Source organism: Kangiella sp. M94 (genome assembly GCF_054926195.1).
This window is the reverse complement of sequence record NZ_CM142903.1, coordinates 638,305-653,196: the sequence shown is the minus strand read 5'-3', so window position 1 is coordinate 653,196 and position 14,892 is coordinate 638,305. Positions and strand designations below refer to the sequence as shown.

Sequence of the window (14,892 nt, the reverse complement as noted above, 5' to 3'; positions counted from 1 at the left end):
TATATAGTTAGTGCCTTCAAAATTTTTATAACCTGTTACCAAGGAAGACTTAAAATGAAGTACCTTCTTGTATTAATTAGTCTTATTTTAATTGGCGTCGGTATATATTTCGCCACCAGCGACAAAGAGCCTTCTCAAGTAGAACAGACCTCAATCACTGAAACCACTATGAATGACTCTCAAGCAGACGACGCATTAAAACCACCAGTAGCTAAGAAAGTACCTCATGAAATGACTATTCATGGTGATACCCGCGTGGATAACTATTATTGGATGCGCGACGATAGCCGAACAGATGTTGAGATGCTGGCGCATCTTGAAGCTGAAAATGATTATAAAGAAGCTATGTTGGCGGATACCAAGAGCTTGCAGGAAAAGCTTTACAACGAAATGGTGAGCCGTCTTGAGAAAGATAAATCGACGGTTCCTTATCGTTTAGGTAACTATTTCTACTATGTTCGTTTTGAGGAAGATAGTGAATATCCTATTTATGCACGTAAACAAGGTTCGCTGGAAGCCGATGAAGAAATTCTGCTTAATGTGAATGAGCTGGCTAAAGGCCATGATTACTTTAATGTAGCCTCCACTGAAGTCAGCCCCGATCACACTATCTTAGCTTATTCAGACGACAGTATTGGCCGCCGTGTCTACACTCTACGCTTTAAGGATCTCTCTACTGGTAAACTATTGCCAGACACACTGGAAGAGACTGACGGTGGAGTTGTTTGGGCCAATGATAACCAAACCATTTTTTATATCCGCAGAGACCCGCAAACACTATTGGGTTACCAAGTTTTCCGTCATAAACTAGGCACAGAGCAAACTGACGATGTTTTAGTTTACGAAGAAAGCGATACCAGTTATTACACTGGGCTAACCAAGTCATTGGATGGCAGCTTCATAAAGATTGGACACTACAGCACTGAAACCAAAGGTGAGAGTATTCTTGATGCTAACGCGCCTGAAGGTGAGTTCAAAAAATTCTACCCATTAGAAACCGGACATGAATATTCGACCTACAAATCGGGTGAACATTTTTATGTGCAAACCAATAAAGAGGCCAAGAATTTCCGTTTGATGAAAGTGCATCAAAGTAAACACAATGACTTTTCTGCCTGGGAAGAAGTGATTCCACATCGCGAGGACACACAAATTACCGGCGTTAAAGCCTTTAAAGATTTTATTGCCTTAACTGAACGCAGCAACGGCTTAACCAGTGTTCGTGTCATGAACATTGAAGATGGTAGCTTTAAATCTGTGAACTTTGATGATCCCGCCTACGCCGCACGTTTTTCTACTAACAAAAACTTTGATAGCGACACTTTACGTTATACCTACTCTAGCTTAGCCACCCCTGACTCGATCTATGACTTCAATATGGTCACTGGTGAAAGTACTTTGCTTAAACAGGACAAAGTGTTAGGGGACTTCGACAGTAACGACTATCAGAGTGAGCGCTTATTCATTGAAGCCAGGGACGGTGTGCAAGTTCCTGTGTCCTTGGTCTATCGTAAAGATATGTTTAAAAAGGATGGCACCAGTCCACTATATCAATACGGTTATGGTTCCTACGGCGCAACCATGGATGCCAACTTCCGCTCCAATTGGTTATCACTGCTTGATCGCGGCTTTGTGGTTGCCATTGCTCATATTCGTGGCAGTCAGATGCTTGGACGTCAATGGTATGAAGATGGGAAAATGTTCAATAAAATCAACACATTTAATGATTTTATTGATGTTACCGATGGTTTAGTTAATCAAAAGTATGCAGCCAAAGATAAAGTCTTTATCGCAGGTGGCAGTGCCGGTGGTTTATTGATGGGTGCCGTCATTAATATGGCTCCAGAAAAATACGCAGGTGTTGCTGCTCATGTGCCTTTCGTGGATGTGGTAACCACCATGCTTGACGAATCCATTCCGTTAACCACCAATGAGTATGACGAATGGGGCAACCCAAACAATAAAGACTCTTATGAATATATGTTGTCTTACTCACCCTACGATAACGTCACAGCCCAAGACTACCCACACATGTTAGTCACCACCGGATTACATGACTCACAGGTTCAATATTTTGAACCGATGAAATGGGTTGCTAAATTACGTGACTATAAAACGGATGACAACAAACTGCTTTTCCACACCAATATGGAAGCAGGTCATGGTGGAGCGTCAGGTCGATTTAAGAGACTTGAACAAACCGCAATGGAATATGCGTTCTTTTTTGACTTACTGGGAATTAATGATTAACACAATCATTATGCATCAACAGGGCGAACGCAGTTCGCCCCTACACAATAAGATATTTATGGGGTGACTGGCAGTCGCCCTTTTTTATGCTCAGTTGAATTTAAACTTTGCGCTCAAATTCTTTCATAAAATCTACCAGAGCCTGAGCTCCCTCTAATGGCATTGCATTGTAGATACTCGCTCGCATACCGCCAAAATCGCGATGCCCCTTCAGGGCAAGCAGACCTTGCTCTTGTGCCTGCTGTAAAAAGGCTGAATCCAAACTGTGATCCTTTAACGTAAAAGCCACATTCATTATCGAGCGCGAATCTTTTGCGACGGGCGAATGATAAAAATCAGAGGCATCAATCGCATCATAAAGTAGCTGGGCTTTCTGTTGATTTGATTTTTCAATCGCTTCGACTCCACCTCGCTCTAGTAACCATTCGAATACCAGGCCGGCCAGATAGATGCCAAAGCTTGGAGGTGTGTTGAACAAGGATTTATGCTTTGCCATCAATGGATATTGAAATAGCGAAGGCACACGATGGGTTTGCATTTGTTCGAATAAATCTTCACGCACAATCACCACCGTCATACCCGATGGTCCGATATTTTTTTGTGCACCAGCGTAAATTAAAGCGTACTTCTCGACATCAATCGGGCGAGACAGAATATCGGAACACATGTCACACACTAACTTTCCGGCAAATGCTTTGGGTTCCTTTTTGAACTGTACTCCGACAATGGTTTCATTAGAGGTAAAGTGAAGATATTTTCCAGCCTCATCCAATTGCCATTCGGACTCAGGGACAATCGCTAAGCCTTCTTCTGTTTGCTGAAAACCTTGCTGAACATGGATGTTGCCAAAGCCCTGAGCTTCTTTAATCGCTTTTTTAGACCAATGGGCTTGCTCCAGATAGTTTGCGGTATCATCCGGTGCCAGGAAGTTCATGGGAACCATAGCAAATTGGTGAGAAGCACTACCGTGCATAAATAATACGCGGTAGTGATTTGGGACATTGAGTAGCTTTCGAAGATCGGCTTCAGTTTGCTCAAGAAGCTGTTCAAACTCATGCGTGCGATGGCCAAATTCCATCACTGAACATCCATGACCATTCCAGTTTAAAAGCTCTTCTTGCGCACGCTCAAGCACTTCGGTCGGTATGGCGGCTGGGCCAGCACTAAAATTATAACCGCGATTCATATCGTTGAGATCTCTACTTCTTTGGAAAAGGGTGAGTAAGCTTTATCAGCTTACTCGTCTTCATCGGTCTCTTTTCGAGCAGCCTCTTGGCCATCAACTTCGTCAAGATTATCTGCATTGTCGGAGGCTTCAACAGCTTCAACGCCTTCAAGTTCATCTTCATCATCTTCGATTTCAACGATACGTTGTAGGCCGACTAATGTTTCACCATCATCTAACTTAATTAAGCGAACGCCCTGGGTATTTCGACCCATGATGCGAATATCATCAACACCGGTTCGAATCAGAGTTCCACCTTTACTGATCAGCATAACTTCGTCGCCATCAATCACTGGAACCGCACTGACAACTGCACCATTACGATCACTCATTTGAATTGAGATCACGCCTTGACCGCCACGACCACGCAGTGGATGGTCTTCCATCGCAGTACGTTTACCGTAACCATTTTCAGTAGCAGTTAATACCGAACCATTTTCCTCGGCAACAATCATCTGAATAACTTTGGCGCCTTCAGGTAATTTCATACCGCGCACACCGCGAGCCGTACGACCCATGCCACGCACGTTTGCTTCATCAAAACGAATCACTTTACCGGCATCACTGAACATCATGATGTGGTTAGTGCCATCAGTTTCTACTACGCCGATCAACTCATCATCAGCAGCAATTGTCAGCGCGATAATACCGTTCGAACGAGGACGCGAGAATTGTTCCAACGATGTTTTCTTAACGGTACCGTTCGCGGTTGCCATAAAGACAAACTTATCTTCAGAAAACTCACGAATTGGTAAGATAGCGTTAATTCTTTCATTCTCTTCCAATGGCAAGACGTTAACAATCGGCTTACCACGTGAGCCACGACCGGCATTCGGTAATTCAAACACTTTCAACCAGTAAACTTTACCGGTTGAGGAGAAACAAAGAATCGTGTCATGTGTCGAAGCGACTAATAATTTTTCAATGAAGTCTTCGTCTTTCATCTTGGTTGCAGACTTGCCACGACCACCGCGACGCTGCGCCTTGTATTCTGACAAGGCTTGATATTTCACATATCCTTCGTGCGATAAAGTCACCACAACATCTTCTTCGGTGATCAAGTCAGCAATGGTTAAATCTAATTTGCTATCAAGAATTTCTGAGCGACGCTCATCACCAAAGTTTTCTCTTACTTCTTCAAGCTCTTCGCGAATCACTTCAAGTAAACGTTCAGTGCTCATAAGAATACGCAACAACTCCTCGATAAGACCTAGTAAGTCTTTGTATTCACCTAGAATTTTGTCGTGCTCAAGACCAGTCAGCTTGTGTAAACGCAAATCAAGAATGGCTTGCGCCTGCGCATCAGAAAGCTTATAGAAACCATCGTGAAAACCAAACTCGGCAGCCAGCTCTTCGGGACGACAGGCTTCGGTACCTGCACGCGCTAACATAGTGCTAACCTGACCTGGCTCCCAGCCGCGAGCCATCAATCCTTCTTTCGCTTCTTTCGGTGTTGGTGACTCTTTGATTAGCTCAATAATTGCATCAATATTGGCTAGAGCAATCGCTAAACCTTCTAACACGTGAGCTTTTTCACGCGCTTTACGCAATTCAAAAATGGTACGTCTTGTGACCACTTCACGTCGGTGAGTGACGAAAGCATCGATAGCGTCTTTCAGGTTAAACAAGCGTGGCTGGTTGTTATCCAACGCCACCATGTTGATACCAAAAACATTCTGCATTTGCGATTGTGCATACAGGTTATTAAGTACCACTTCCGGCACTTCACCTTTACGCAACTCAATCACCATACGCATACCGTCTTTATCAGACTCGTCACGCAAACCGGTAATACCTTCAATCTTCTTTTCTTTGACCAGCTCAGCAATCTTCTCGATCAAACGCGCCTTGTTGACCTGATAAGGCAACTCCGTCACAACGATAGATTGTTTACCTGATTTATCATCGGTTTCGACGTGGCTACGTGAACGCAGGTAAATTTTACCGCGTCCAGTATGGTAAGCATCAATAATGCCAGCACGACCATTGATAATAGCGGCGGTTGGGAAATCTGGGCCTTTAATGTATTCCATCAGCTCAGGAATCGTAATATCAGGGTTATCAATCAATGCCAGACAACCGTCAATAACTTCCGTTAAGTTATGAGGGGGAATATTGGTCGCCATACCGACAGCGATACCGGAAGAGCCGTTGATCAATAAATTAGGAACGCGCGTGGGAAGAACCGTTGGCTCTGATTCGGAACCGTCATAGTTGTCTTCGAAATCTACGGTTTCTTTTTCCAGATCGGCCAATAACTGATGGGCCAATTTATCCATGCGGACTTCGGTATAACGCATTGCAGCTGCCGAGTCACCATCAATCGAACCGAAGTTACCCTGACCATCGACCAGCATGTAGCGTAAGGAGAAAGGTTGAGCCATACGCACGATAGTGTCGTAAACGGCGGTATCACCATGCGGGTGATATTTACCGATGACGTCACCCACTACACGAGCGGATTTTTTGTAGGCTTTATTATAGTCATTTCCAAGCACGTTCATGGCGTATAAAACACGGCGGTGAACCGGTTTTAAACCGTCGCGGACGTCTGGTAAAGCACGTCCGACGATGACACTCATTGCATAATCAAGGTAGGAAGTTTTTAGTTCATCTTCAATATTGATCGGGAGGATCTCTTTGGCAAGTTCACCCATTGTAAAAACCCTTTAAAATCTGATAGTTATAATTAATTATCACAAACAGTATGGTTTATGTTTTTAAGCGCAAAATTGTAACACAACGCCCTCTTTCAAGCTAATTTTATTCCACTAAATATCCAGCTAAAAGCCCCGCCATGGCTGGACTTTGACGTGCTTTTCACTCTCGATGAAACAAACTGACTAAAAGGTGAGCTTTTGTCACTTGTTAGGTATAATCATCAACCCTAAGTCATTGAAATATTGTAGAGCTGACTGTGAGTCAAACTGTTGAACAAATCATTAGCGCCAAATGGGTCATTCCCGTCAGTCGCGATGGTCAAAAATCAAACAAAATTCTCAACGATTATTCTGTTGTGGTGGACAAAGGCATCATTCTCGAGCTGATACCAACTACTGAAGTATTATCGAAATACGCGACTGATCATCACTATCAACTCACCGACCATGCTCTTATTCCCGGCTTAGTCAATATCCACACTCACGCAGCCATGAGCCTGTTCAAAGGTTTGGCCGATGACTTGCCGCTGATGATTTGGCTTGAAAACCATATCTGGCCCGCTGAACGAGAGTGGGTCAGTGATGAATTTTGTGAAGATGGCCTTAAGCTGGCAATTGCCGAAATGATTCGCTGCGGTACCACCACATTTAATGACATGTATTTCCAACCGAATATGACCGCCAAAGTCGCCCATAATCTGGGGATGCGTGCAACGGTAGGCATGTTGATGTTTGATTTCCCTTCAGTGTGGGGTAATGGCCCAGAGGATTATCTCAAAAAAGGCCTGCAACTGCGTGATGATTACAAGCATCACGATATGATTCAATTTGCCTTCGCCCCACATGCGCCCTACACCGTTTCGGATGAACCGCTCAAGAAAATCGCCACTTTAAGTAATGAACTGGGCATTCCTGTCCACATGCATGTGCATGAAACGGCGCACGAAGTTAAAGAAGCCTTAAAGGCCACTGGTAAGCGCCCTATCAAGCGTTTACAGGAGCTTGGGTTGATTACCCCAAACCTGATTGCAGTACATATGACACAAATGCAACGAGGTGAAATAGAGTTGCTGGTACAAAACGGTGTATCGGTAGCGCACTGCCCTCAATCCAATATGAAGCTCGCCAGCGGCATTTGCCCCGTGCAAGAGCTGATGACTGCTGGTGTCAATATAGCGATTGGCACCGATGGTAACGCCAGTAACAATGACTTAAATATGCTCGCAGAGATGAAATCCGCTGCCTTGCTGGGCAAAGTCTTTACTGGCTCGGCTCAGGCCTGCTCAGCGCACGATATTCTGCATGCGGCAACTTATGGCGGCGCTAAAGCGTTAGGACAGGAAGACACTATCGGTTCCATTGAAGTCGGCAAAGCAGCCGACTTAACCGCCATCAACTTAAACACCATTGAGTCACAACCGGTTTATGACCCCGTCTCACAAATCGTTTATACTGCTGGCCGAGAACAGGTCAGCCATGTCTGGATTAATGGCGAGATAAAACTCAACAATCAACAGCTAGTTGGAATCGATATTGATGAACTGATTCAACGAGCTAACCACTGGAAAAAAGCAATTCAAGGTCAAGCCTAATCATGAGTAAAACAACTGAACAGCAAGCCAACGTCGATCAACACGAAATTAACAAATTTGAACAGATGGCTTCGCGTTGGTGGGATAAAGAAGGCGACTTTAAGCCGCTGCACGATATTAACCCACTACGCTTACAGTTCATTCTAGATAACGCCAACGGCTTGCAGGGTAAGAAGGTGTTAGATATTGGTTGTGGCGGCGGCATTTTAACCGAAGCAATGGCCAAAGAAGGTGCTCAAGCTACCGGTATCGATATGGGCGATATGCCGCTTGAAGTCGCCAAACTACACATGCTTGAGTCAGGGCTGCAAATTGATTATCAAAAAATCACCGCCGAAGAGTTTGCTGAACAACATGCTGGCGAGTATGACGTGGTGACCTGTCTGGAAATGCTCGAACATGTTCCCGACCCATCCTCCATTATTAAAGCCTGCCGCAAGCTGGTTAAGCCAGATGGTCATGTGTTTTTCTCAACTATAAACCGTAACCCGAAAAGCTTCCTGTTTGCGATTGTTGGTGCTGAATATCTTTTACAAATGCTACCTAAGGGTACGCACGACTTTAAGAAGTTTATTCGTCCATCGGAACTAGAAGCATGGAGTCGTCCAGCAGGACTTCCTTTCCACAGCATTACTGGTATGCATTACAATCCGCTGACCAAAAAGTATTGGCTTAGCGATAATGTTGATGTGAACTACTTGGTTCATACTCGACCAGAGTAATAGTGAGCATATCAATGAGTACCCAACCGCGCGCAGTTTTCTTCGACTTAGATGGCACCTTATTAGATACTGCGCCAGATATGGCCTTGGCATTAAATATTCAGCGTGAGGTCCATGGCAAGCCGCCGCTCCCTTTTTCAGAAATTCGTCCATTTGTTTCGCATGGCGCTGCTGCCATGTTAAGAATTGGATTCGGCTTAGAACCACAGCACAAAGAGTTTGATGAGTTTCGAAAACAGTACCTGAATATTTATGCAGAAAATATCGCTGTGCACACTGTGCTTTTTAATGGCTTGCAAGAATTGCTCGAAGACCTCCACAAAGCCAATATTGCCTGGGGCATTGCTACCAACAAACCTGAATTTTTAACCATACCACTACTCGAAGCCTTGAACCTACGGCACTCTTGCAGTGCGCTGGTTTGTGGCGACACCGTCAAGCCCACCAAGCCTCATCCAAACCCGCTTTTTGCTGCTGCACAGCAAGCTGGGGTCAAGCCGGTTCAATCGGTTTATGTTGGTGATGCCTGGCGTGATATCGCGGCAGGTCGCGCTGCCGGAATGAAAACAGTAGTTGCCGAGTATGGTTATATTCAACCAGAAGATATAATTCTTGAATGGCTAGCAGACGCTACGGTGAAAGATTCAACTGATTTGAAAAGCCTGCTACTTAATCGTTAACGCTGGGTTTAGCGATTTTAAACATGTCCATGTCAATGTAACCCTTGCGCAACAGTGGCTCAATGTCTTTTGCTGACTTCGGCCTACTGAATAAAAAGCCCTGCCCTAAGTCACAATTATATTTTTGCAACAGACGACACTGCTCCATAGTTTCAATACCTTCCACTAAAGACACTAATTTGAAACTTTCCGCCAAGCGAATAATGTTTTTGATAATAAGCTGATTATCTTTAACAGCCTGAACCGATGCCTGTTTGAGGCCTTGAATAAAAGTCTGATCAATTTTCACTAAATCAACAGGTAAACTTGCCAGATAACTGATTGACGAATAACCAGTGCCAAAATCATCAAGACTAATGCCAATGCCAAGGTCAGATAACTGGCGTAATGTCTGTACTGAGTGCTCCATATCAGCCATCGCAGCACTCTCTGTAATTTCAATATCAAGCAAGGTACTATCGACCTGATATTTTTCCAGTGACTGCCGAATATCAGCTTCAAATCCTGCTCGCTGAATATCTCGTGCAGACAAGTTAACAGCAATTCGCGTATTCAATCCTTTTTGTGACCAATCTTTAATCTGCTTAATCGCATTTTCAACTACCCAACTGGTTAGTTTGTAGATCAAGCTATTAGCTTCAGCAATATTGACAATTGTCTGAGGAGAAATATAACCACTTTCGGGATGATTCCAACGCAACAAAGCCTCTACCGACTCAATAACACCAGTCCTTAAACACACTTTGGGCTGATAAAACAATTCCAGTGATTCATCATCAATAGCCTGTACCAACTCACGTTCCAGATTGATACGATAACGAATACTATCGCTATCTTGCGGTTGGAAAAAAGTATATTGGGTACTCAGACCCTTGACACGGCCAACAGCAATTTCAGCACGACTCAATAAATCCTCAGCGCTATCAGCGTCTTCCGGGAAGCGTGCAATGCCAGCCCTCAAGGAGACTTTTAAATCGAGATCGCCAATGCGTATGATATTTTCAAATGTTGAAAGTATCCGTTCAACAACCTGTGATATTTCGAATGGTTCCTGCTGAGTCAGAACTACAGCGAATTCATCATTACCAGAGCGGGCGATTAAATCAAACTCGTCCAGATTTTCTCGTATGATTCGTGCGACATAGTGTAAGACTTGATCACCGACCCAGTGCCCCATTGCATTATTAATGCTATTCAACTGAACAATATCAAAATACACCAGACTGATGGATTGCGGTTCTTTTTTAGACTTTTGTATCTGACGCTCAACTTGTTGGCGTAAAAAATGTCTATTAGGTAATTCAGTTAAGGTATCGTAATTGGAAATTTTATAAATCGATTGCTCAGCACTTTTCTTGTGGCTAATATCTCTGAAGTTACTAATCACGCCATTGACTACTGGATCATTGAGCAAATTAATTAACGTATTCTCAACCCAGATAATACCACCATCTTTCTTTACCAAACGATAATCAGGGATGCGATATATTTGATTAGGATGCGCCATTACCCAGCGCCAAGCCTTTCGAACAAGCTCCTGATCGCTAGGAAAAATAAAGTCTATACCAGTTTTTGTCGTGACATCTTCTGCTCTATAACCCAGGAGTTTTTCGACACTGTTTGAGAGAAACTGAACTCGTCCCTTTTCATCATAAAGAACGATGCCATCGAAAGCATTCTCTACCAATGCACGATAATACTCCTCTTTATTGATGAGCTGCTGCTCTATAGCTTTTCGGTGAGTAATATCGGTGATGGTACCAACTTCAATCAGGGGCTTACCCTGCTCGTTGCGCTTCACTACCTTACAATGGTTTTTAAGCCAGACCCACTCCCCTTGTGCATTCTTAAAGCGTGCTTCAGATTTGATCAACTCATCAGCTTGTGACTTGATGACATTATCAGCACGTTTTTGTATAAGACTCAGATCTTCAGGATGGACAATATGCAATACTTCAGTCCAACTATTGAAGATAGTGTCCTCGTAGCCAAGGTAGCGTGAAAAGCGATCAGCACCATCTATGATGACATCTTGTGCAAAATCAAATACATAAATCACATCAGGGGAGGTATTAATAATATCCTGCATGAACCTTTTCGAGGTATCCAGCTCTTTCATTACTTGTTGGCGCTTTGAAATATCGCGGACTACAGCAATAACATTATTATCGTTTAACAATCCTACTTTAACTTCAACCGGAAAAACGCTTCCATCTTTGCGCTGGTGTTTGCCTTCAACAATGACTGGTTCACCTGGTCGTAAACTTCTATAAAAATCAGCACCGCTAGTGCTTTTTAGTCCATTTTCAACATCAATATCTTTGACTCGCATCTGAAGCAACTCTTCACGAGAGTAACCTAAAGTTAAGACGGCTTGTTGATTAACATCCAAAAACCTTCCTGATTGATCATGGATGAATATACTATCACTGGCCTGCTCCATTAAATTGCGATAAAACAATTCATTATCACGCAATTTCTTCTCATCGAATTTCAATTTTTCGATAGTCAGGTGCAATTTTTCATTGGTTTGATGTTGCTTGATCAGATAGGCGATCATAGAGGTGATGGTTTCAACATAACGAGCATCATCCTCGGTGAAAAAAGCTTTATCAGGATGCTCCATATCAATCACCCCAATCAGCTCATCATCCAATAATATCGGCACGCACAACTCTGAATAGTTTTTCTGTAAGTCCTGAACGAATATATTACTTTGATCCGTATCATCAACCCGTATGGTTTGCTTCTTTTTGGCTGTATGGCCAATGATACCTGAACCGATTTTTACGGTTTTAAGTTTGAAGGACTCTTGCTCGCTTACCCCTCGTTTACGATAGGAATAGCAGATAAGCTCTTGATGGGAAGATTCATAAAGAAATAATGCACAATCAAAACTTTGTAACTGAGAAAATATATGCTCAACGATACCATCAAGCAACTCCTGTAAGTCAGCAGCTTTCGCTATACTTACTGCAAGCTGTTGAATTGATGTTAAATGATTGACTTTAATCGATTCAAATTCCATAACCTACCCTCATCCCCATCATAATACCTTAAGGAGATGCGGTAAAATGTTTATTTCTCCAGACGATATTAATGGAGACACCAGATTGGTCAAGCTCATTTTCAGCATACACTTTGGCAGCATGAAAACTGGCTATTAATCTTGCAACATATAAGCCCAAACCTAAATGCTGGTTGCTGTGCTTACGGCTTGAATGCATCAAACTGAACACATCATGCAGGTTCTTTTTGGCAATTAGTGGGCCAGCATTACTAACGCTTAGCACCAATTGGCGCTCTCTACGTCTAAGCGAGATAGTGATAGGTTTTGACTTATTATCAAAATCTACCGCATTAGAAATCAACTTATCCAACATCTGCACAAACAAATCTTTAGAGCCAAGTATACGAGCCTCCTCAAGTTCCTTTGTCAGCTCAAAAGTATGCTCTGGCCAGTTGATTCGGTACGCCACGATCAAGTCTTTCAAAACTGGAACCATATCAAAGGGTTCTTTGTCGGCACTCCGAACCGCCTGCTCCAATTTATTGGCCTCACTCAAACGACTAATGGTCTGGCTCATACGCTCTGCGCCCGATTGAGCATTATCAATCAATTGCAATTCGTCTACTGATAAATGTTCCCGATGGATATTATCCAATGAGCTTCGAATAATCGCGATAGGAGTTCTTAACTCATGATTCAGACGAGAAACGAGCTTTTCCTGATAATCATGATACTGCTTTAGACGGTTGGTCAAAATTGAAAAGCTATTGGTCATATCTGACACTTCATCATCAAATTGTTCATCCATATCAATGACATAGCGAATTTGTCCTTGTTCATTGATGGACCCTTCCGTCAAATCTCGCAACTCGATAATGCGCTGACTATAGCGCCGAGTTTGTTTGACCAGCCACCAGACGAAAAGACTCCAGACTAGCCCCAGCAACAATAAGAACCGTAACCAGAAGTCTCGTAGTTGTAGTTTTTCATTGATGGGTGAAGATTCTAGAATCATCACCCCCACCAGTTGCTGGCTATTGTATAGTGGCTTATACACTCTAGAGAAAGCAGACAGTTCAGTTGCATTGACCGTTTTGCTTTGTGTTCTACCGGTAAAAGCCAGATCAAGGCCCACGGTTGATACACTTTTTTTGCCAAGCAAGCTATCGGTAGTATTGCCATCAATTGCGGATGACCATATGCGATTACGCCAATTTTTTCGTATGTCTGTATGGAGCTGGCCAAACTGGTATAAAACTTCACCCTGTATGTTAGTTAGGGTTAAACGATATAACTCCGGCTCAAGTAAGCTCAGAACACCACTTTGTAAACGGCTATGCAAACTTACCGACTCAAAGTCAGTAAAAGAGTAAATCCCCTGAAGCTGCACACCACTTTGCGTATGATCTATATCGGTAATCTCAGCCGAGAGGGTCTTACCGACCAAGCTTTGTGGAATACGAAATTCCAACTGATAACCTTCGGTACGCTCCTGCCAAACCGCATAAACCGGAGTCACCTCTCGATAACCGTCGGCTGTTTGTCGTAACGCAGGGACCTTACCTGGAGCCTGTGGAATAAACTGCATTTGATAAGAGCCAAGCACCAAAGTTATTTTGTCCGAAAGGTCAGCGATATCCAGGCGCTGGCGATAGGCAATAGAATTATCCTCCACCTCAAACAACCCATATACGTAATCTTTATCTTCAATCAATGTCAGCTTGGCATCCTGACCAAAATTTCGGATTTTGCTGGTTGCCGACTGATAGGGATACCATTCATCCGCAAATCCATCGACTAAGACTGCGGTTTCTTTCAGCGCTATGGGAAACTGTTTTTGTTGGGTTGTATTGAGAAATTTTTGCTGAAGAGCTTTATCGGTTTGCAGCAATTGATTGACAAAGCCAGCAAGGATTTGCGCCTGCTCTTTACTTTGAGCCAAGGCATTACGCTCTATGTCTTTCTCAAACTTTACTAATAACAACCAGCTTATGAGCGGAATTAGGATAAAGACAAAACTCAGCAGTAGTAAACGACCTGTTAAAGACAATGAATTCATTAACGATGATTCCAGCGATACCCCATACCATAAACCGTTTCAATGGCATCAAACTCTTGATCAACTCGTTGGAACTTCTGACGAATACGCTTGATATGAGAAGTAATAGTGCTGTCATCGACGACTGCTTTAACCGCCTGCATCAGTTGATCTCGGTTCTTAACATGCCCGGGCTTTTGTGCCAATGCATTAACAATCCAAAACTCACTAACGGTCAAATCAACCGCAGAGCCTTTCCAACTAAGGCCTAGCCTTTCATTATCAATTTCCAGGTCACCCACCGTCTGTACATTATTGCCCGCACCAGGCGAGTTAATGCTGTCAAGACGCCTAAATAACGCTGATATTCTCGCTAATAAGTGCGGCATGCTGATGTCTTTGGTTAAATAATCATCAGCTCCCAAGCGTAAGCCCGAAATAATGTCGAAATCACTATCTAAAGCAGTCAGGAAAATAATTGGCAACTGCGATGATTGCTGACGCAAACTACGACAAACCTCAAAGCCCGCTTCAGGATCGTCCCCCAACCCTATATCCAGCAAAACCAGATCAGGAAGACGCGTACTAAAGGCTGTGTTGGCCTCTTTCTTGGTACCGTAAACCATGACCTCATAACCAGCCTTCTTCAAAGCCATGCTGTAATTTTGTTGTAAAATGGGTTCGTCTTCAACTAAAGCGATTCGTTTTGCCATAA

The 14,892-nt window shown here is 43.3% G+C and carries 9 protein-coding genes; 4 read left to right on the top strand and 5 right to left on the bottom strand.

Translation table 11 applies throughout. The features are described 5' to 3' along the window. Positions 1-54: 54 nt before the first annotated feature. Positions 55-2,250, top strand: coding sequence for a S9 family peptidase (locus ACYTXU_RS03075; protein ID WP_462208269.1), 2,196 nt, complete (start codon positions 55-57; stop codon positions 2,248-2,250). A gap of 100 nt (positions 2,251-2,350) precedes the next feature. Here the strand turns inward: ACYTXU_RS03075 and serC are convergent, their stop codons facing one another. Beyond that, positions 2,351-3,436: a 3-phosphoserine/phosphohydroxythreonine transaminase gene (gene serC, locus ACYTXU_RS03070; RefSeq protein WP_462208268.1), complete on the bottom strand. Its 1,086-nt coding sequence runs from the start codon at positions 3,434-3,436 to the stop codon at positions 2,351-2,353. A 50-nt stretch (positions 3,437-3,486) separates the two neighbouring features. Then, on the bottom strand, positions 3,487-6,132 hold the full coding sequence (gene gyrA / locus ACYTXU_RS03065) for a DNA gyrase subunit A (protein ID WP_462208267.1): 2,646 nt from the start codon (positions 6,130-6,132) through the stop codon (positions 3,487-3,489). A 260-nt stretch (positions 6,133-6,392) separates the two neighbouring features. On the opposite strand from gyrA, the gene ACYTXU_RS03060 reads away from it, so the two are divergent. The 3 genes from ACYTXU_RS03060 to ACYTXU_RS03050 are packed head-to-tail and all read left to right on the top strand — an operon-like array spanning position 6,393 to position 9,129. Further along, entirely contained in the window at positions 6,393-7,727 is a 1,335-nt protein-coding gene (locus ACYTXU_RS03060; RefSeq protein ID WP_462208265.1) for a TRZ/ATZ family hydrolase, read from the top strand. 2 nt (positions 7,728-7,729) lie between these two features. Then, a complete protein-coding gene (ubiG, locus tag ACYTXU_RS03055) occupies positions 7,730-8,449 on the top strand; it encodes a bifunctional 2-polyprenyl-6-hydroxyphenol methylase/3-demethylubiquinol 3-O-methyltransferase UbiG (RefSeq protein ID WP_462208264.1) in 720 nt (239 codons plus the stop codon). A 14-nt stretch (positions 8,450-8,463) separates the two neighbouring features. Then, a complete protein-coding gene (locus ACYTXU_RS03050) occupies positions 8,464-9,129 on the top strand; it encodes an HAD-IA family hydrolase (RefSeq protein WP_462208263.1) in 666 nt (221 codons plus the stop codon). On the opposite strand, the gene ACYTXU_RS03045 is transcribed toward ACYTXU_RS03050, so the two are convergent. The 3 genes from ACYTXU_RS03045 to pdsR are packed head-to-tail and all read right to left on the bottom strand — an operon-like array spanning position 9,119 to position 14,890. After that, entirely contained in the window at positions 9,119-12,157 is a 3,039-nt protein-coding gene (locus tag ACYTXU_RS03045) for an EAL domain-containing protein (protein ID WP_462208261.1), read from the bottom strand. The genes ACYTXU_RS03050 and ACYTXU_RS03045 overlap by 11 nt on opposite strands. 28 nt (positions 12,158-12,185) lie before the next feature. Further along, a complete protein-coding gene (locus ACYTXU_RS03040) occupies positions 12,186-14,198 on the bottom strand; it encodes an ATP-binding protein (protein WP_462208260.1) in 2,013 nt (670 codons plus the stop codon). Further along, on the bottom strand, positions 14,198-14,890 hold the full coding sequence (gene pdsR, locus ACYTXU_RS03035; RefSeq protein WP_462208258.1) for a proteobacterial dedicated sortase system response regulator: 693 nt from the start codon (positions 14,888-14,890) through the stop codon (positions 14,198-14,200). The genes ACYTXU_RS03040 and pdsR overlap by 1 nt, the downstream gene beginning before the upstream one ends. Positions 14,891-14,892: the final 2 nt, after the last annotated feature.